Genomic DNA, 19,497 nt, shown 5'->3' with positions numbered 1-19,497 from the left:
TTTGAAGCTTCAAGTAACAAAAAATTTTATTTAGATGACAGATTTAGTGACAACTCAATGGGAATCAGGGATGCTATTCGAATCAAACAACCCCAGTGGCAACACCTTTTTTATAGAAGCCTCTCCAGAACATGGTGGACAAAGTGAAGGCCTGCGCCCAAAAGCTTTGATGCTGTCGTCATTAGCAGGGTGTTCTGGCTTGGACGTGGTGTCTCTGCTTAAAAAAATGAGAGTTGAATATACCAAGTTCAAAATAGATGTACATGGAGAACTTACCGAAGAACACCCAAAATACTACAATAAAGTGTTGGTAGAATATCACTTTCACGGAAGCCAATTGGATGAAAAGAAAATTAAAAAGGCGGTAGATTTATCAGTTGAAAGATATTGTGGCGTCATGGAAATGTTCCGTCAATTTGCTGAAGTAAAGATTGCTATTCATTACCACAATCACTAACTATGAAATTAAGAATTTTAATAGGGTGCTTCCTCATTCTTGGAGGCACCCATTTTCTATTGGCCCAAAATAAGTCCCATGTCATTTCCCATAATCAGGAAGTCATAGTCACAGACCCTTCCAAGGGAGAAAACAGTTATAAACATTGGGTGAAATTTCCTAGTAAAAAACAAGATATCAGGAGCATCATATTAAACTTAACTTTTGAGTGTCCTGATTCCATCAACTGCGCCCACTGGGATTATGCCGACAAGATTAACATCCGTTCCAAAAAAGACACCACCGTTTATGAAATTGCCAGGATGCTGACACCTTATGGTGCCTTTTATCAAAAGGACTGGAGCTTCAAATGGCAATTGGATGTCACAGATTTCAGCATGTTACTGAGAGATGATATTGAAGTGGAATACATTCATACGGGTTATGAAGACAACAAACAACGAGGCTGGAAGATTACTGTTGATTTTGAAATCACTTTTGGAGAACCTGTTGCTCATCCTTTAGCCATCCATAAAGTGTATGATGGCAAGTTTCGATATGGTGATAAAAACAACCCCATTGAAAGCCACCTAACTCCTCAAAATATCAAACTTCACAAAAAAACGAGCGTTGCTAAAATTAAAATTCTGCATACCGGACATGGTATGGACGCCAATGGTTGCGGTGAGTTTTGCAGTAAATATCGGGAGGTGTTAGTAAATGATAAATTAATAGAACATAAAGATGTTTGGACGAGCTGCGGCAGCAACCCTTTATATCCCCAAGCTGGTACTTGGATTTTTGATCGGGCCAATTGGTGTCCCGGATATTTGCTGCAACCCGATGAAATGGTGCTACCCATAGAAAAAGGGCAACCTTTTGTGATGGATATCAACATGGAACCTTACGAAACAGAAGACCCCAGCGCAGATGAAGTCATCACGGCCTATGTGATTGAATATAAAGCTCCCAACAATCAAAACGATGTATCCCTTTTGGAGGTCATCGAACCTTCAGGATCGGATGTGAACAGCAGACGAAATCCTACTTTGGGCTATCCCATTATCAAAATAAAAAATAATGGTTCTAAAACATTGGAGAGCTTAGACATTCAGTATGGTTTGAAAGGTGAACCTCAAAAAACCTACCAATGGAACGGTCATTTAGCATTTGCCGAAACACAGGAACTGAAACTCCCTGAAATCATTTTTACAGACGAGGAAACTGCTATGTTTCAAATCCGTTTAAGTAAACCCAATGGGAAAAAGGATGCTTTTTCTCATGACAATTCTTTGGAGACCGAGTACAAACGTCCTGACTACCTCCCAAAAGAGTTTATTGTTTATTATAAAACCAACCAAAAACAAAGTGAGAACATCTATGGTTTCACAAATGCTGGAGGGCAGTCTATTTTTGTAAAAGATACCACCGAAATCAAACCCAATAAAGTGTATCGGGATACCATCCGACTAAAAGAAGGTCTCTATCAATTTAAATTGACCGATAGTGTAGGTGATGGTCTTGATTTTTGGTACCATGATACGGCTGGCAGAGGAGAAATTAGATTTGAGGATTTACAGGGACAGGCTATTAAACACTTCAATTCCGATTTTGGAAATGATATCGTTTATAACTTTAAAGTCGATTCAACCAAGACATATCATATGGATAAAGCTGAAAAGGTGACGGCTTTTCCTAGAAATACATATGGCCCAGTAAGCATTGATTACTTTTCCAATACAGTTGGAAAAGTGACCATTAAAATTGTTGATAGAGAAAAGGAGGACCAAGTATTTGAAGAACATCATTATCCAAATTTTAAATCTGGACCAATTGATTTAAATTTATCGTATCTTCCTAAGAATCAATATTACAAAGTGGTTGTTTTAAAAAACGATCAAGAGATTTATTCAAGTTATATCAGAGTTAAAGAATAATTGCCCATGCGTTGGACCATCAAACCTAAACCTCAACCAGAAAAAGTAGCTACCCTTTCCAACGATTTACAGGTGGAAAGTGCAGTTGCGAGTTTGCTGGTTCAACGCGGTATTGAAACCTTTGAAGAAGCCAAAACCTTCTTTCGTCCAAATTTGGATGATTTACATGATCCGTTTTTAATGCAGGATATGGATCGAGCTGTTGAACGTATTGAAACAGCTCTAACCAATGGCGAACGAATTTTGGTTTATGGTGATTATGACGTTGACGGCACAACGGCCGTTTCCCTAATGAGCACGTATTTAAGGACCCGGACTGATTTGGTGGCTACCTATATTCCTGATAGGTATGATGAAGGCTATGGGGTTTCTTTTAAAGGCATTGACTTTGCCCATGATAACGAATTCAGTCTCATCATTGCCTTGGATTGCGGGATCAAGGCATTAGATAAAGTTACTTACGCCCGAGAAAAAGGCATCGATTTTATTATCTGTGACCACCACCGCCCCGGTAAAGAACTTCCAAAAGCCGTGGCCGTTTTGGATCCCAAACGAGAAGATTGCAATTATCCTTACAAAGAATTATGCGGATGTGGTGTGGGTTTTAAACTGATTCAGGCCTTGGCTTCCAAACAAGGAGAAACGCCAGAAGATCTTACCGAATATCTCGATTTAGTAGCTACTGCCATAGGCGCTGATATTGTCCCTATTACAGGAGAGAATAGAGTCTTGGCTTATTTTGGTTTGCAGGTAATCAACACCCAACCCAGACCGGGATTTGAAGCCATTATTGCTCAAGTAAAAAAAGACCAATTGACCATCACCGATGTGGTGTTTATTATTGCACCTCGAATCAATGCGGCTGGACGTATGAAACATGGCAATCATGCCGTAGAATTATTGACAGAAACAGATTATTCAAAAGCTGTAGAATTTGCAAAAGCTATTGAAACCTATAATTCTGATAGAAAAGAAGAAGACAGCCGAATTACAGAGGAAGCGCTGGAGCAAATTCTGGAGAAAAACGAAATAGAACGCTACACAACCGTTGTGTATCAAGATTCTTGGCACAAAGGAGTTATTGGCATTGTCGCCTCCCGTTTAACCGAAACCTACTACAGACCCACTCTGGTGTTTACAAAAAGCGGTGATAAGCTTGCAGCATCGGCTCGATCGGTGAGTGGGTTTGATGTTTATAATGCTTTGGAAGCCTGTAGCGATCACATTGAGCAATTTGGCGGACATAAGTATGCTGCTGGGTTAACGCTTAAAGAAGAAAACTACGAAGCCTTTAAACAAGCTTTTGAAGATGTGGTTTCAAACACCATTGACAAAACCCTTTTAACCCCTGAAATTAAAATTGACGCCCAGATTCCTTTAAGTGATATCACACCTAAGTTTTACCGCATTCTAAAACAATTTGCACCCTTTGGTCCAGGTAACATGACTCCCATTTTTATGACAGAAGACCTGCAAGATACAGGTTATGGTAAATGTGTGGGAGATGGCACACACCTCAGGATTACTGTCAAACAAAATGACAGCGACTCCTTTGTGGCCATAGGCTTTGGATTAGGTGAGAAGTTACCACTTATCGAAAAACCAAAAACCTTTAAAGCAGTCTATTCGGTGGATGAAAACCACTGGAACGGACAGACCTCGCTGCAATTAAAATTAAGGGACATAAAATAAAGTGAGTCGTTTTTCCGTTCCGCTTGTTATGAGATTTTTCTTTCTTTTTCTATTTTGCTCAGGACTTTATGCTCAAAACTTGGTTTTAAATCCTAGCTTTGAAGATTATAAAAACTGTCCTGCAAGTATTGGCTATATCAGTTTCGAAGAAGAAAATAATGATGTTCCATATTGGCTACGTCCAACAGGTGGGACACCCGATTATTTTAATGAGTGTAGTCAGATAGTAGGTTACAAAAATTTCAACGGATACCAAAAAGCCCGAACAGGAAAAGGCTATGCTGGTTTTTATGGGTTTGCACATGGTAATTACCGCGAATACATTCAAGGAACCCTCGCCTCCACTTTAGAAAAAGACAGCACCTATCAAATCTCTTTCTATGTCAGTCTCGCAGAACTATCCAACAGAGCCATTAAACATTTTGGGGTTTATTTTTTAGACCACAAACTAAGTAACATCAATTATGATAGAGCCATCAATGCTCGTAGGATCGCAGAAAAATCCAGTAATGTTAGTTACAGGCCTATTTTTCATAAAGGGTATTTAAATGATAAAACCCAATGGGTAGAAATAACAACCACTTACAAAGCCAAAGGGTTTGAGACCTATTTTCTTATTGGCAATTTTGAAAGCAATTTGAATGCTGATGTGGAAAAGCTTGAAAGCAATGAATTGAAGCCCATGGGATATTACTACATTGATGATGTCGAGATAAAGCTCCTTCATCCAAAACCGATAAAACAGATTGAAAAACCTATAAAAAAGTTTTTAGTAACCTTTGAAGAACAAACAGTCTACACCTTAAAAAATGTTCTTTTCGAATTTGATAAATCCATCCTCCTTCCAAAATCCAAAGACGAATTGAATGCCCTTTACGACCATTTAAAAAAGCATCCCAACCTATCCGTAGAGATTTATGGTCATACAGATGACGTGGGAACATCTGAAAGAAACCATGAGTTATCTGAACAACGCGCCAAAGCCGTGTCAGACTATTTGATTCAAAAAGGCTTGGATTCGCAGAGAATTAAATGGTTTGGTTTTGGGAGCTCCAAGCCCAAAGCAAGTAATAAAACGGATGCTGGACGGGAGCAAAACAGACGGGTAGAATTTAAACTTATAGCCTCTTAATTTACTTCTAATAGAATTCCTAAACCCAATTTCAAATTGTACATTTGAGTTTCCAATTCCCAAAACCAAATGGCCAAAAAAGACCCATACGCTTCACTTCGTATAAAAGAGTTCAATATATTCCTTATTGTCAGGTTTGCATTGGTTTTTGCCTGGTCCATGCAATTTATTGTGATTGAGTGGGAAGTGTATTCCATGACCAAAGATCCCTTTTCATTGGGTATCATCGGATTGATGGAAGTTGTACCCGCGGTTTTAATGGCGCTTTATGCGGGCCATTTTGTCGATCAGAATGAAAAACGAAATCTACTCATCAAGTGTATTGTAGCGTTTTCATGTATCAGTTTTGCCCTGTTCCTTTTAACCTGGGATCAGATTGTGGCTGAGTGGAACTCAAAGCTCATTCTGTATGCCATTTACTTTTTGGTCTTTCTTGGTGGCTTTGTTCGAGCTTTCATTGGCCCTACGGTATTCTCCTTAGTGGCTTTGATTGTTCCTAAAAAACTTTACCCTAATGCGGCCACTTGGAGTAGCTCTACCTGGCAAATGGCTGCCGTAATGGGACCTGCCCTAGCCGGGTTTTCCATTCACTGGATAGGGGTTCATTGGACCATGCTTTTTATTTTTGGTTGTGTGGTCTTAGCGCTGGCTGCGTTATTTAATATTTCCAAAAAGCCCATTCTCAATCCTAAAATTGGGGAATCGGTAGGAAAAAGTTTGAAAGAAGGCATTCAATTTGTGTTTGGAAACCAAGCCATTTTAGGAGCCATCACCTTAGATATGATTGCTGTTTTGTTTGGAGGTGCCGTGGCCTTATTACCGGTTTTTGCCCAAGACATTCTAAAAGTAGGCTCCCAAGGGTTCGGCGTTTTACGGGCAGCTCCCGCAGTAGGTTCTTTGCTTACTATGTTGGTAACCGCCTACATGCCTTTAAGCAAAAAAGCTGGATTTAAGTTGCTTGGAGCCGTGTTTGGATTTGGGGTAAGTATTATTGTTTTTGGATTGTCACAATACTTTTGGATCTCCTTGGCCGCCTTATTCTTTAGTGGCGTGTTTGATGGGGTGTCGGTCGTAATTAGACAAACCATTTTGCAACTCAAGACGCCTGACCACATGCGTGGACGCGTCTCTTCAGTTAACTCTATTTTTGTTGGTTCCTCCAATGAATTAGGGGCGTTTGAAAGTGGTCTAACTGCAAAACTTATGGGAACAGTCACAGCAGTCGTTTTTGGAGGCACGATGACTTTATTAACCGTGATCACCACTGGTTTGGTGTCACCTTCCTTTAGACGTTTGGATTTAACCAAGGATATGGAAGCGCATGAGGAGGAAGACACCCAATAAATCCTAACATCCTGTAATTCAATTATTATACATTACGGAAAAAACCGTAATGGAAACCCCAACTTTTCGATGAAATACCTAGTCATTTTAAAAAAGTTGTACAATTAGCTATTCCTTTTTTGTAGGTTTGGAATATCCTGATTTGATAACGTAAACATTTGAAGCCGTTTACAATGTCATTTAGAGACAAGCTATACAACATAACTAGTGTTAGTTTTTTATTTCTCCCTTAAAACTAAGAGTGCCAAAGGCTTCAACAATACAATTTGTTTAACCAGTTGGCAACACAATGATTTAGCCAACCAACAATTTAGAATTTAATAGAACTCTATTGAGTTTGTTTTGCATATTATCCTAATGACTGTGGAAATCTGATTGTAGATATCCCTTAAAAAAATCTTTATTTTATGAAACAAATACTTGTTCCTCTTGTTGCCATCCTATTACTTAGTTTTACAGAAAAAAAAACAATCGAAATTGAATATAGTGCAGAGTTAAAATCTAGAATTTACGATAATACAATTAGTGAAGCAGCTAATGATTTTCTAAATGATAACTTAAATGAAAAGAAAAGTTTAGTAAAATTTATCAATTTTAAACTATTGTCTGACGGGAACAAGTATTTTTTTTCATACAAAAAACCAATGGTTTCTGACAACTATAATGTTTCAGTCACTTCAATTGTAAGTAGAATTTTGGATGGTAATGACATCTATACAGATTTAAATGATAGTATATCCTACTTGGGAGGTTTTGATGTTTGGGTTAATATTGATCGAAAACTTAATCCCTACGATGTTATTTGGGATATTTCTAAATCTAAAAAAGAGATATTAGGGTTAACATGTTATAAAGCTACTGGAACGCTAAAAGACATTCGATTCGCCAATTCCAAATCTTTCCCCATTGTGGCCTGGTTTTGCCCTTCTTTAAGTTTTAGGGGAGGCCCTACTCCTCACGGGACATTACCTGGAATAATTTTAGAATTTGAAACACCGCAGGCTGTATTAACAGCTAAATCTTATAAACTAGTTGAAAAAAAAATAGAAGAATATAAAAATAAAAATAGGGTGATGTCATATCCTGAATATTTAGAGTTTATTGATGACTGGAATAAAAAAAACCGAAAAAGAAATGAAAATTGAGTTTTTGAGGATGACTTTCTTTCTGCAATGATTTTTATTTCTCTTCATAATGATTGCAAGGATTTAAATTATGATAATCCTCTTTCCCAATTAGATTGATATTATGGAATACAAAACAAGAGTTTTAAGTGTACTATATTTTTATATCAACTACTGTACTTTAGATAAAATCCTATATTACTTTTTGGTTTAGCTCTTCTATATTCCTGCTTTGGAGAATTAAAAAATAGGAATATTTTACAGAGCAATTATAATAGCCCTTAATACTTTTCCAAAGTCATCTTCTCCCCATCAAAAACCCCATAGGTGTAATAGCCAATCCAATCTCCTAAATTGATGTATTGGGAGTTTCCTCCTAGGTCTATTTCTAGCGGTAAGTGTCGGTGACCAAATACAAAATAATCAATGGCATTGGTTTCCAGTTTCCGCTTGCAATACTGTACCAACCACTCGTTATCTTCCCCTAAAAATTTAGCATCTTCTTCTCCAGATATCAATTTGTTTTCCACCGAAAGGTAGGTTGCCAATTTAACGCCCAAATCGGGATGCAACCATCTGAATAGCCATTTACAAAAGGGATTGGTAAAAACTTTTTTCATTCGTTTATATCCTTTATCTCCCGGTCCCAATCCATCACCATGACCAATTAAAAATACCTTGTTGTTGAAAACAAATTCTTGAGGTTTGTGATAGACTGGAATGTTCAGTTCTTCTTCAAAATACCCATTCATCCACAAATCGTGGTTGCCCACAAAGAAAAAGACAGGGATGCCAGAATCAGTAATTTCAGCCAGCTTCCCTAAAGTACGGGTAAAACCCTTTGGAATAACGGTTTTGTATTCAAACCAAAAATCGAACAAATCACCCAAAAGAAAAATGGCGGCTGCATCCTCCTTGACTTCATCCAACCATGCCACAAACTTCTTCTCCCTAGGCAATGACTCTTTATATGTGGGAGCGCCTAAATGGTTGTCTGAAGCAAAATATATTTTCTTTCCGGCGGGGATTTTCATATAGTCGATACTCAATGGCGCGTACCCTTTGACGGGCTAATTGCGACAATTCAATTTATTCAATTTATCAAATTTAATTAATTATCGCTTGCATACCATTCGGCATAACTGGAATCTGTTTCCTGCAGTCTTAACGAGTGCAATTGGATATTCTCTGGCAATCTGCTTTTTATTTTTTCTGAAAAATCTATGACCATACGTTCGGAAGTGGGTTGGTAATCTACCAATAACACATTGTGTCCGCGACTCTCCAATTCCCTTGCCAACTCCACATGTGGCGTGTTTTTATTAAACACGGTAGCATGATCAAAGACATTCACGATTTCTTCCTTGACGATTTTTTTTAAATCCCCAAAATCGATTACCATTCCATATTTCACATTGGTAGTATCCTCTATAGGCTGCCCAATGACGGTCACCGCCAATTTGTAACTATGACCGTGAACGTTTTTACATTTTCCATCGTACCCGTATAAAGCATGTCCTGTTTCAAAGGAAAATTGCTTGGTAATTCTTATTTGGCTCATCACTAAAAAAATTTCACTGCAAAGGTATTGAATTTGTAAAATCTATGGGTTTTTAAATTACATTTGCGCACTTTTTGTGATTGAAGTCAATGGAAGAGCTTTTTGAGCAATTGGATTTTATTGAAAATCCGCAGTATGAGCAGATTATATCTGATTTAATGCATCAACAATATAGTATTGTTGAGACCTTTTTTACTGAAGAAGAAGTGCATACGCTTCGTAATTCCCTTTTAGATAATTATAAAGAAGACTCCTTTAAAAAGGCCGCTATTGGCAATAAGGTTAATGAAAACATCATTAAATCCATAAGGGGCGATCATATCATGTGGTTGGACCAAAATCAGGCAACTCCCGCTGAAACAATGTTCTTTGACAAGGTAAACAACCTGATTTCCTATTTAAATAGAACCTGCTTTTTGGGCATCTTACAAAAGGAGTTTCACTATGCCGTTTATCCTACAGGTACTTTTTACAAGCGTCATTTGGACACCTTTCAGAATGATGATAGAAGAAAGCTATCCATTGTTTGCTATTTAAACAACGAAAATTGGTTACCAGAAAATGGTGGTGAATTGGTACTTTATCTCAATGAAAATGGCGAGGAAACTGAAAAAGTAATCTATCCCTTCCCGGGTCGTATGGTTATTTTTGAAAGCCAAATTATCGAACACGAGGTCAAACCCGTTAACACAAGAAGGTTGAGTATCACTGGTTGGTTAAAAACCAGATAGACTGCTTACAGCCTTCTGTTTCGATTGTAGATATAAATAATAATTAAAACGACTGCCAACAGCAGAAACAACATATTTCCTCCCATAACGTATTATTTATCGACGCGATTTTTGTTGTATCTATAAATAAGATAAGCTACCAGAACCAAAACCAAAAAAGGCAACATAGTCCCGATAAAAACGCCTATTTCATAGCCTTTATCAGGTGCATTTTTTATTTTTTCCTCAATGCTTGGTTCCTGCAAAAAGTTCAACAAAAACATATCACTTAGTGAATTTACAAACCAAAGTTACGCTTTTTGGGCAAGGGGTAAAAAGAGTTTTCGAAATTTTACGATTAAGGGAATTCCTCTGGCAATAATCCAGACAGTTAAAGCAATAAAAATACCATAGAGTTGCAAATTCAGGTAATCAACAAAAAGTAAAACTGGGATAAAAACCCCAAAGGTTGCTACCAGCAATAAATTGCGCAAATACTTCATTTTTCCCATCCCCTTAAACATACCATCAAAAATAAATGCCAAGGCACATAGGGGCTGCATTGCTAAAATCATCCAAAAGACCTTGTAAAACTCTTGTAAAACAGCTTCATCATCTGTAAAAATACGCCCAATAGAACTATAGGTCGCTGTACCAATTAAAGCCATGATTGTTCCAACTACAATCCCATAGATAATTAGCTTGTTGCTTAACTGTATCAAATCATGATACCGCTTTCCTCCTAACAATTTACCCGATAAAATATTACCGGCGCTAGCATATCCATCTATCAAAAAGGCTCCCAAAAACCAGAGATTAATGGCTATGGTATAGGCCGCTATGTAGTTTGCTCCATAACTTGTAGCATAAGAAGAACCGAAATAAAGTGTCACATTAAGAGCTATGGTTCTCACAAATAAATTGAGGACCATGAAAGTGAATTTTTTAATTTCTTTATTTAGGGGCCAAGTCGCCACAAGAGGCAATGGTGTTTTTTGGTACAAGTAAAACGCCGAAATCAATGCCATAAGAATTTGGGCAATTACACTGGCATAGGCAGCCCCTTGGATGTTCATTGCAGGAATAAAACCCTCCACACCATATACCAAAAGCACGTCTAAAAGCACATTAGACACACAACCAATGATGGCTATCACCATGGGATAGAATGTGTTTTGAAGCCCTCTAAAAGCACCAAACACACCTATGGTAAAAAGAGTGAACGGAAATCCGAAAATACGGATTCTGAAGTACTCCACACAGTATTCCAGGATAAGTCCTGACGCGTTATACAGTTTGAAAATTTGTCTGGAAAACGGAAAAGTTATGGCCAAAATCAGTAAACTGATCAAGACTACAATAGTAATGGCTTGTGCAGGTAATGATTTGACTTCAGGAAGGCGATTGGCTCCCAGGTATTGAGAAATAATAGAAGAAATCGCACTTCTTGTTTGGCCAAACACCCAAATAAGCATGGATAAAAAAGTGGCCACAATACCCACGGCTGCCAAAGATTCTGTAGCATTCAGCTCCATATTACCGACAACCGCCGTATCGGTCAAAGACAATATAGGCTCGGATATGCCACCAATCAATGCCGGGATGGCCAATTTATTGATATGTTTTAAACTTAAATCGGTAGTCACAAGAGACGTTCGTAACAATAAAACGGAAATTCGCTTTGCTTGGGGAAATATATTTCACCCAGTCGTTTATAACCGCGAAGTTCGTAAAATTTTTGGTTTCGGAGGTTCTTGGAGAACGTGTCTAATCTGATAGAATCATAGTTATTATCGATTGCCCACTGTTCGGCAAATGTCATTAATTTTCTAGCAATTCCATGACCCTGAACCTTGGGATGAACTGCCAACCGATGGATGTAAAGGTGCCTGCTTTCTGGGGTTAACCATTCCACAGCCTCATACTCGGCATCTTTAAGGCTTGAAAGTACAACACATCCTTGAACAGTACCCTTTAATTCATAAACGTATAATTCCTGCCGGTTTACATCGGTTTTAAAGGCTTCAAAACTTGGATAGAATTCATTCCATTGAAATATGCCATGGTCCTGCATATGACGTGCACATGCTCCCGTAATTTCAAGCAAGCGATCCAAATCTGCCAATTGGGCTTTTCTTATCAAGATTATCTGTAATTTTGTTTCCAAATTACTTATAAATTATTTGAATTATGAGGAATATTTTAGTTCTGATTGGATCTTCTGGAAATGCCAAAGGTTTGCTACAATATGCGATTGATTTTGCACACACATTTAATGCGAAAATCTATTTAGTTAAAATCAATGATATCTATCCACATTCAGGAACTAGTGTCAAGGTTGGAAACTATTTGGTTGACGAAGTAGAAAAAGAATTGGAATTACTTCTCGAATCGGTGGATCAAAAAGGAGTAGAAATCATTTCTAAATCCATCATTGGGGAACTCATTTCCACTTTGGAGACCCTTCAATCTGATCTTCAAATTGATTTATTAATGATCGCCCCAAGAACAACCTCTATCAAGGAAGAGGTATATTTAGGACAGACCTCTGGAAAAGTGATTAAACAAACACAGATTCCCGCGCTAATAGTTCCTGAAAACTATGTTTTTGAACCCATCTCCAAAATATTGTTGGCAATGAAATCGGCCAACATCAAAAAGGAAGGTGTTCTGGAACCCTTGAAATTAGTTATGAAACATTATGATGCGAAACTAGATCTCCTTTTAGTCAAAACGCCTACTTACCAAGAGGCAGATTTTAATTTACATCCTGAATTAGAAACCCTAGTCCATCAATTTTCCCATGTTGAAAGTCCCACAACGTTTCAAGGCGTTTTAGAGAATTACCAAACATATCAAGCCAATCTTCTTTGTGTGGTAAGGCGTAAACGTGGTTTTTTTACCAAATTATGGGAAAGCAACACCATTTTAAAAAAGGACTTTCACTGCAGTACGATGCCTGTTTTGGTGCTCAGTGGTATTCAATAAAATCTTTTAAAAGAAACTCAATTTATTTAGAAAAAGTAGTATTTTCGCATTCTAGAGCTTGGGGCATTAGCTCAGCTGGCTAGAGCGCTACGCTGGCAGCGTAGAGGTCATCGGTTCGACTCCGATATGCTCCACATAAATAAACCCCATGAATCAGTGATTTCATGGGGTTTTTATTTTACTTATTTTGACCAAATATTATTCACTTTCACTTTCCAATGCCAGTCTGGTATATTCATTTACTAAAGCACTAAACCAATCCCAGTCTACCGAATTATAAGGATATTTTTTCATGAAAGATTCGTTGTCACCAAAAAGGAATTGGTAATTTTCTTCAAAGTCATTTTTATGAAGCCAAATAATCTTATCTCCTTTTTGCACATAATAAGACTTTATAATACCACCGCCTATTTTAGGAGCTGCACCAAATTTCATTCCTTGTGTTTCCTTTGCAAAAGGATCATGATAAACGGAAATGAATTTACCGAAACTAGGGTTTATTAATTGCATTAAAAATTCTTTCTCGTCTTTCTTATTTTTTAACGCCACTTTTTGGTTTATGAAATATATCTCATCACTCGAAGTCAATTTATCCACACTATTTCTACCTCCCATTCCATAATTACTGAATTTTTTGGACATCTTGTTAAACTTCTCCATACCACTTGCAAATAGATATGCTTCTGATATATCCTCAGCCTTGTAAGTTTCTTTATTTCCTGAAATACTATCTTTGAAATACAGCTGGTGAATTTGTCCCTTTTTGGTGACAATACTTTTGCAATATCCTTTATGAATTGCTCCATCCTTCATAACCAAGGTAGACACCTTTTTGGTTGCTGGAGTATTGAAACCTTCATTGAAATAATATGCCTTTAGCATATCGATTTCATCATCAGAATATTTCACTTTATCCTGACCCATTGTCGATAATGCAATAAAAAGTGACAGAAAAGTGACTAGTTGTTTAGTTTTCATAATATTAAGCATATAAGATATTCATATACTTCAAATATCAACAAAGCACTTTCTTGGCACAATACGTCATTTGACGTATTTTTTAATAATCTTGGAAGAAGGATTTAATTACTTCTCTACGAAAGGGGTGTTCAAATCAAAAATCTCGATAATCAGTTTTTTCAATTCTACTTCAAAAGACTTCAAAACCTCTTGAGTAATCAATTGATTTTTTGATCTTGACCTTGGATTATCTTTGATTCCAAACTTCATAAAACCCTTACTTAAGTTTTTAAAAGAAATAATTCCCCCTTCAAATGGCAGCGATCGTAATTGTTTTTCATGTATCATTAATGCATAGGTCAATACCTGAAAGCTTTTACTGTATTTATCATAATCTGTAACAAGGTCTTCCCAATTGACTATCTCGACTTGGCCAGGATCGACCTTACCTGATTTATAATCAATGATGCGTGTCATCCCATTAAACTCATCTATACGATCTACCTTACCACTTATAAAGACGGGGAAATCAAGTTCTGGGATTTGGATGGCTATTTTATTGTCTTCTTCAACAGCCAATAATTTAATGGTATTACCGTTTTGAAGTTCTTGTATTTCCTTGTCCAAAAAATTGGAAACGTAACGCTTTGCTATTTCAAAAACAATTAAGTTTTGACCCTTGGTAATATCACCCATCTTATAGATACCGTCAAAGTGCTTTTTTACCATGGAAGCAATTTTAGGTTTGAGCGCCTTTAGTTTTTCAACCTCTAAAAACGATCCCACAAAAGGTCTGTAAAAATCCTCCAAAGTATTGTGAACAACAGTTCCCAAAGTATTGGCGGCCACAGTTTCTTCAACTTCTTCATACTCCTTCACTTTTAAGACCCGTTGTTTATAAAACGTAAAAGGATCTCTGATGTAACTCGTCAGTGAAGAAGGTGAAAATCCGTTGTTTGATGCATAGGATTGTAGTATTTGCAAAATGGTTTGATCTTTAGGAATTGATTTTAATTCCTTTTGAATAGGCGGAACATGAGGAAGCACCATTTGTTCTTCTATTTCATGAATCCCTTCCAACGCCATCTGGCGTAGAAGTCTACTCTTCTCTCCTCCTCCAAAATGGTCCACTTCCGTATTGTAAATAATATGAACCTTTTTAGCCCTTTGAATCAACCTAAAAAAGTGATACGTATAAATAGCATCCTTCTCTTTGTAGGTTGGCAAACCATAGGTCAGTTTGACGTCATAGGGAATAAATGAATTCTGGCTTTTCCCCGCTGGTAATATCCCCTCATTCACTGACGCGATAATCACATTTTCAAAATCTAATACCCGGGTTTCAAGCATCCCAATAATTTGAAGTCCGCTTAGTGGTTCTCCAACAAAATCAACAGTTTCAGACCCCAACAAATTTTTATAAACTTCATGTAGTGTTTTGATTGTTTGAAGATGTTCAAAGCGATGCTGTAAATGCTTCAGGTCATTGAACAAAGCATGGAATTTATACAAATACTCTAAGGCTAACTTTTGATCCTCCTTTTGAACCTCCAAATGTTTTTTAATTAAAAATACAAGTTGGTCGATTCGTTCTAGAGCTATTTCAGAACGATGCTTCCAATCTGAAAATAAAACATCTATTATGTTATGATGGTTGGGAGCCAATTCTTTAAGTTTCTCAATGGTTAAGAAGGATAAATTATTAAGTTTTATATCTTGAATTATTTTCTGTGCCCAATTTTCATTTCCCGTTTGAAAAAGAGGCCAAATATGCTGATGTGCCAAGATGCTTTCAACATCTTTAAAATACATGGTACTCCTTCCTTGTTTTTGCAAATAAAATAGCTTCTCAAACATACTTGCCATGGGGACGGACTCCAGTTTTAATCCCATGGTAATATTTAAGGTTTGGATGTCCTTTGGAAGGGCATTTAATGTAGGCAATAACAACTTTTCATCTGCTAGAACAACAGCTGTTTTTGTAATATCTAAATTTCCCTCCTTCAAAATATTTCCAATTTGTTTAGCCTGGGAAATACTTTTTGGAGCGCCGTAAAGATTTATTTCCTTCTTCTCAGAATAGTAGTTTGAGACCCAATTAAAAGGATGCTTTTTAAAGTAAGGCCAGTCAAACCGATACTTCCTACAAAACAAACCGGTATCATTAAGCTTGTTGTCAAAAAAGACTTTATCAATATCCCAGTAGACACTTGCCATTTCATTGTGCAAAAGTTCTTGGAAAATAGATTCCTCGGCTTGATTGAGCGCATTAAAACCAATAAAAACATGTGTTCTTTTTGAAGACTGTATATAATCCTCTAAGTTTGAAACGGCCTGCCTGTAAACAAGACCTTGATAAGCATAGCCGCTATTTAAGAGACTTTCTCTAAGTGTTTGATAGTATTCCAGTAACTTACCCCAAAAAGCCTTATACTGCTTTATAAAATCGGTGGCATATTCATCCTTATACCAAACTTTTAAATCCTGGATAGCACTAATGTAGTTGAATATATCTTCTTCAGGGATTAAATACCTATCCACCTCATTAAAGTCTTGCAACAATATTTGGCCCCATTTAGAAAAACCCTCAAAGGAATCCCTTATTGATGACTCAGTCAATTGACTATACACGTCATAAAACTCAAAAAGCAATTCCACATTTGATAATGGCTTTAAGCCGGACAATTCTTGAGTGAATTCTTCAATGCTAATTACCTCAGGTGAAAAAATAGTATTCTCCAATATAGAAGCCAATTCCTGCTTTAGAAAAACCCCCGCCCTAATACTAGGGAGAATAAAAATTAGTTGAGAGAAATCAACTTGTTTCTTCTTTAAATCTAAGAGGACTTCTTTGATGAATGTTGTCATATCCTAAAAATAAAAAACGCCTCGATTTCTCGAGGCGTTTTTCAAATAATTTATTGAATATTACTTATTTTATTAAGTTGATTTCAACTCTTCTGTTGTTTGCTCTACCAGCTCTAGTTTTGTTAGTGTCAATTGGTTTAGACTCTCCAAAACCTTCGTGAGTTAATCTGTTTGAAGCTACTCCGTTTTCAATTAAGTAAGTCATTACAGAACTAGCTCTTTCTTGAGATAATTTTTGGTTTGAGCTTTCGCTACCAACACTATCAGTGTGACCTTCAATGTTGAATCTAGCGTTAGGATACTCTTTCAAGATTGCGATGATATCACCTAATACTTTTTCAGACTGAGCTTTGATTGTTGATTTACCAGTATCAAACAAGATTGTTTTAGCGTAAGCATTCAATGCTTTTTGAACTGCTTCAGTTACTTCTGGACAACCTTGGTTAGCAACAGTACCTACTTTTTCTGGACATAAGTCATCTTTATCTGGAACACCATCACCGTCAGTATCTGGCCAAGGACATCCTTTATTTGCAGCAGGACCTGCCTCGTTTGGACACTCATCATCCTTATCAGCAACACCGTCACCGTCAGAATCTGGACATCCGTTAAGAGATTTCAATCCAGCTACAGAAGGACAATCATCATCTTTATCAGCGATTCCGTCACCATCAGTATCAGGACATCCGTTGAACTCAGCTGTACCAGCTTCGTTTGGACAATCATCTTTAGAATCTTCGATTCCGTCACCGTCAGTATCAGGACAACCATTGAATTCTGGTAAACCAGGTACTTCTGGACAAGCATCATCCTTGTCATAGATTCCGTCACCGTCAGTATCTTTACCTCCAAATTTGAAAGTAATACCAGCAGTATGTTGGAAATGTGTATCTAAATAATCTTCGAAAGCATGTTTGTAAGCACTTTGAACTGTTAAACCGATGTTTTCAGTAAACCATACGTTGAAACCTAAAGTTCCATTCACAGTTCCTGCACCGATTTCATCAACCCAAGTATAACCCCCACCAACACCAAGGTAAGGATCAAAAACTGAAGATCCAATGTGAGATCCGAAGCTGTACTTGATAGTACCATCAACACCATAGTAAGAAAGATCGTCTACTTCCATATCTCCCCATTTGTCTATTCTGTTAATAGATCCAGTTACTCCAACACTGAAACCAGCATCGATATATCTTGCAACGGATAAGCTTGATAGTGAAGGTAAAATATTCCAGTGGTCTCCAACGTTGAAATATTCATCAAACATACCACCACGAGGAGCATCTTCACCTACTGGGTAAAAGTCAACAGCGTTCACTCCAATACCAATTGCCCATGGATTGTTTTCATCTTGTGCATTCATGCTGCTATAGCTCAAAACTAGCAACATTGCAAACAGTAATCTGCTAAGATTTTTCATATTCAAAAATTTAATTTTTAAGTGTTAATTGTAAGCAAATGTAAGTTGTTAAATATTATTAACAAAGACAAATATAGAAAAATATTGAATATTAACCCATGAATACTCACATTTGTCTAAATTTGATTATATAATTTCAAGCGTTTTTCCAACTTTCACAAAAGCGGCTATAGCCTTGTCCAAATGAGCCTTTTCATGGGCTGCTGAAAGTTGTACTCTAATTCTTGCTTTATCCCTTGGAACTACAGGAAAGAAGAACCCAATAACATAAATTCCTTCTTCCAACAATAAATTAGCCATAGTTTGAGATAGCTTGGCATCATATAACATAATAGGCACAATAGCAGAATCCCCGTCTATAACATCAAATCCAGCTTTTTTCATTCCTTCTTTGAAGTAATTTGTATTCCACTCCAACTTGTCCCTTAGGGCTGTATCATTTTCCAACATATCAAACACCTTAATAGAAGCACCTACAATAGCCGGTGCCAAAGAGTTTGAAAAAAGATAAGGCCTTGATCGTTGACGCAACATTTCAATAATTTCCTTTTTACCTGTGGTATATCCCCCCATAGCACCACCTAAGGCTTTACCAAGGGTCCCAGTAATAATATCAATGCGATCTAAGACGCCCTTTTCCTCTAAGGTTCCTCTTCCAGTTTTTCCAATAAACCCAGCAGCGTGACATTCATCTATCATTACCATGGCATCGTACTTATCAGCCAAATCACAAATCTGATCTAAGGGCGCAACCAATCCGTCCATGGAAAACACACCATCAGTCACTATGATTTTAAACCGAGCACCATTTTCATTAGCTGCTTGCAACTGGCTTTCCAAATCTTCCATATTGCTATTTTCATAACGATATCTTGCGGCTTTACATAACCGAACCCCATCAATGATGGATGCATGATTTAGAGAATCTGAAATAATCGCATCTTCCGGACCTAATAATGGTTCAAAAACACCACCATTGGCATCAAAAGCTGCAGCATATAAAATAGTGTCCTCTGTACCGTAGAAAGAGGCAATTTTCGATTCTAATTCCTTATGAATATCTTGGGTACCACATATGAACCTAACAGATGACATTCCAAATCCATGTGTATCCATAACGTCCTTAGCCGCTTGAACCACATCAGGATGATTGGAAAGTCCCAAATAATTATTCGCACAAAAATTTAAAACCTTTTCGCCCGTATTCAAGGTAATTTCAGCCCCTTGAGCCGAGGTAATAATGCGCTCTTCTTTAAAAAGGCCATTGTCCTTAATTGTTTGCAATTCTTGCTGTAAATATTCCTTAATCTTTCCGTACATGA

16 protein-coding genes and 1 tRNA gene are annotated in these 19,497 nt (G+C 37.2%); 9 read left to right on the top strand and 8 right to left on the bottom strand.

Translation table 11 applies throughout. From position 1 onward, the window contains the following. The first annotated feature begins 34 nt into the window (after positions 1-34). The 6 genes from GZ212_RS02435 to GZ212_RS02410 all read left to right on the top strand — a co-directional run bounded on the left by GZ212_RS02435 (position 35) and on the right by GZ212_RS02410 (position 7,686). Positions 35-457 carry an OsmC family protein gene (locus tag GZ212_RS02435; RefSeq protein WP_166956957.1) on the top strand — a complete coding sequence of 141 codons (423 nt, stop codon included), beginning with the start codon at positions 35-37 and terminating at the stop codon, positions 455-457. Positions 458-459: 2 nt separating this feature from the next. Continuing rightward, on the top strand, positions 460-2,373 hold the full coding sequence (locus GZ212_RS02430; RefSeq protein WP_166956955.1) for a peptide-N-glycosidase F-related protein: 1,914 nt from the start codon (positions 460-462) through the stop codon (positions 2,371-2,373). A 6-nt stretch (positions 2,374-2,379) separates the two neighbouring features. After that, on the top strand, positions 2,380-4,065 hold the full coding sequence (gene recJ, locus GZ212_RS02425) for a single-stranded-DNA-specific exonuclease RecJ (protein WP_166956953.1): 1,686 nt from the start codon (positions 2,380-2,382) through the stop codon (positions 4,063-4,065). A 28-nt stretch (positions 4,066-4,093) separates the two neighbouring features. Then, entirely contained in the window at positions 4,094-5,197 is a 1,104-nt protein-coding gene (locus tag GZ212_RS02420) for an OmpA family protein (RefSeq protein ID WP_166956951.1), read from the top strand. 69 nt (positions 5,198-5,266) lie between these two features. Then, positions 5,267-6,541, top strand: a complete 1,275-nt coding sequence (locus tag GZ212_RS02415; protein ID WP_166956949.1) for an MFS transporter — start codon at positions 5,267-5,269, stop codon at positions 6,539-6,541. A 407-nt stretch (positions 6,542-6,948) separates the two neighbouring features. After that, positions 6,949-7,686 carry a GLPGLI family protein gene (locus GZ212_RS02410; RefSeq protein ID WP_166956947.1) on the top strand — a complete coding sequence of 246 codons (738 nt, stop codon included), beginning with the start codon at positions 6,949-6,951 and terminating at the stop codon, positions 7,684-7,686. 260 nt (positions 7,687-7,946) lie between these two features. Here GZ212_RS02410 and GZ212_RS02405 read toward each other — a convergent pair whose 3' ends face one another. Together GZ212_RS02405 and GZ212_RS02400 are read right to left on the bottom strand one after the other, a co-directional pair. Continuing rightward, positions 7,947-8,699: a UDP-2,3-diacylglucosamine diphosphatase gene (locus tag GZ212_RS02405; RefSeq protein ID WP_053970891.1), complete on the bottom strand. Its 753-nt coding sequence runs from the start codon at positions 8,697-8,699 to the stop codon at positions 7,947-7,949. A 77-nt stretch (positions 8,700-8,776) separates the two neighbouring features. Then, positions 8,777-9,226 (bottom strand): 6-carboxytetrahydropterin synthase, encoded by a 450-nt coding sequence (locus GZ212_RS02400; RefSeq protein ID WP_053970890.1) that lies wholly within the window; start codon positions 9,224-9,226, stop codon positions 8,777-8,779. Between the two features lie 89 nt (positions 9,227-9,315). On the opposite strand from GZ212_RS02400, the gene GZ212_RS02395 reads away from it, so the two are divergent. Continuing rightward, entirely contained in the window at positions 9,316-9,957 is a 642-nt protein-coding gene (locus GZ212_RS02395; protein WP_166956946.1) for a 2OG-Fe(II) oxygenase, read from the top strand. A gap of 290 nt (positions 9,958-10,247) precedes the next feature. Here the strand turns inward: GZ212_RS02395 and GZ212_RS02390 are convergent, their stop codons facing one another. Together GZ212_RS02390 and GZ212_RS02385 are read right to left on the bottom strand one after the other, a co-directional pair. Next, entirely contained in the window at positions 10,248-11,582 is a 1,335-nt protein-coding gene (locus GZ212_RS02390) for an MATE family efflux transporter (RefSeq protein WP_166957265.1), read from the bottom strand. Continuing rightward, positions 11,579-12,079, bottom strand: a complete 501-nt coding sequence (locus GZ212_RS02385) for a GNAT family N-acetyltransferase (RefSeq protein ID WP_166956944.1) — start codon at positions 12,077-12,079, stop codon at positions 11,579-11,581. Before GZ212_RS02385 ends, GZ212_RS02390 begins: the two co-directional genes overlap by 4 nt. Before the next feature lie 47 nt (positions 12,080-12,126). On the opposite strand from GZ212_RS02385, the gene GZ212_RS02380 reads away from it, so the two are divergent. Next, positions 12,127-12,924: a universal stress protein gene (locus tag GZ212_RS02380; protein WP_166956942.1), complete on the top strand. Its 798-nt coding sequence runs from the start codon at positions 12,127-12,129 to the stop codon at positions 12,922-12,924. Between the two features lie 60 nt (positions 12,925-12,984). After that, positions 12,985-13,058: transfer RNA gene (locus GZ212_RS02375), tRNA-Ala, on the top strand. Positions 13,059-13,122: 64 nt separating this feature from the next. Here GZ212_RS02375 and GZ212_RS02370 read toward each other — a convergent pair. The 4 genes from GZ212_RS02370 to kbl form a co-directional block, all read right to left on the bottom strand. Continuing rightward, a complete protein-coding gene (locus tag GZ212_RS02370; RefSeq protein ID WP_166956940.1) occupies positions 13,123-13,902 on the bottom strand; it encodes a hypothetical protein in 780 nt (259 codons plus the stop codon). Positions 13,903-14,010: 108 nt separating this feature from the next. Beyond that, on the bottom strand, positions 14,011-16,752 hold the full coding sequence (locus GZ212_RS02365; RefSeq protein WP_166956938.1) for a PD-(D/E)XK nuclease family protein: 2,742 nt from the start codon (positions 16,750-16,752) through the stop codon (positions 14,011-14,013). Positions 16,753-16,816: 64 nt separating this feature from the next. After that, positions 16,817-18,175: an OmpA family protein gene (locus GZ212_RS02360; RefSeq protein ID WP_166956936.1), complete on the bottom strand. Its 1,359-nt coding sequence runs from the start codon at positions 18,173-18,175 to the stop codon at positions 16,817-16,819. A gap of 126 nt (positions 18,176-18,301) precedes the next feature. Beyond that, positions 18,302-19,495 carry a glycine C-acetyltransferase gene (kbl, locus tag GZ212_RS02355; RefSeq protein ID WP_166956934.1) on the bottom strand — a complete coding sequence of 398 codons (1,194 nt, stop codon included), beginning with the start codon at positions 19,493-19,495 and terminating at the stop codon, positions 18,302-18,304. Positions 19,496-19,497 lie beyond the last annotated feature (2 nt).

Source organism: Mangrovimonas sp. CR14, assembly GCF_011764015.1.
Classification (GTDB): domain Bacteria; phylum Bacteroidota; class Bacteroidia; order Flavobacteriales; family Flavobacteriaceae; genus Mangrovimonas; species Mangrovimonas futianensis.
The sequence above is the reverse complement of the archived record's forward strand: the minus strand, read 5'-3'. Positions and strand labels throughout refer to the sequence as shown.

Coding starts and splice junctions, on each gene's coding strand:
- GZ212_RS02435 (WP_166956957.1), top strand. CDS start 35: ATGACAGATTTAGTGACAACTCAATGGGAATCAGGGATGCTATTCGAA.
- GZ212_RS02430 (WP_166956955.1), top strand. CDS start 460: ATGAAATTAAGAATTTTAATAGGGTGCTTCCTCATTCTTGGAGGCACC.
- recJ (WP_166956953.1), top strand. CDS start 2,380: ATGCGTTGGACCATCAAACCTAAACCTCAACCAGAAAAAGTAGCTACC.
- GZ212_RS02420 (WP_166956951.1), top strand. CDS start 4,094: ATGAGATTTTTCTTTCTTTTTCTATTTTGCTCAGGACTTTATGCTCAA.
- GZ212_RS02415 (WP_166956949.1), top strand. CDS start 5,267: ATGGCCAAAAAAGACCCATACGCTTCACTTCGTATAAAAGAGTTCAAT.
- GZ212_RS02410 (WP_166956947.1), top strand. CDS start 6,949: ATGAAACAAATACTTGTTCCTCTTGTTGCCATCCTATTACTTAGTTTT.
- GZ212_RS02405 (WP_053970891.1), bottom strand. CDS start 8,699: ATGAAAATCCCCGCCGGAAAGAAAATATATTTTGCTTCAGACAACCAT.
- GZ212_RS02400 (WP_053970890.1), bottom strand. CDS start 9,226: ATGAGCCAAATAAGAATTACCAAGCAATTTTCCTTTGAAACAGGACAT.
- GZ212_RS02395 (WP_166956946.1), top strand. CDS start 9,316: ATGGAAGAGCTTTTTGAGCAATTGGATTTTATTGAAAATCCGCAGTAT.
- GZ212_RS02380 (WP_166956942.1), top strand. CDS start 12,127: ATGAGGAATATTTTAGTTCTGATTGGATCTTCTGGAAATGCCAAAGGT.
- GZ212_RS02370 (WP_166956940.1), bottom strand. CDS start 13,902: ATGAAAACTAAACAACTAGTCACTTTTCTGTCACTTTTTATTGCATTA.
- GZ212_RS02365 (WP_166956938.1), bottom strand. CDS start 16,752: ATGACAACATTCATCAAAGAAGTCCTCTTAGATTTAAAGAAGAAACAA.
- GZ212_RS02360 (WP_166956936.1), bottom strand. CDS start 18,175: ATGAAAAATCTTAGCAGATTACTGTTTGCAATGTTGCTAGTTTTGAGC.
- kbl (WP_166956934.1), bottom strand. CDS start 19,495: ATGTACGGAAAGATTAAGGAATATTTACAGCAAGAATTGCAAACAATT.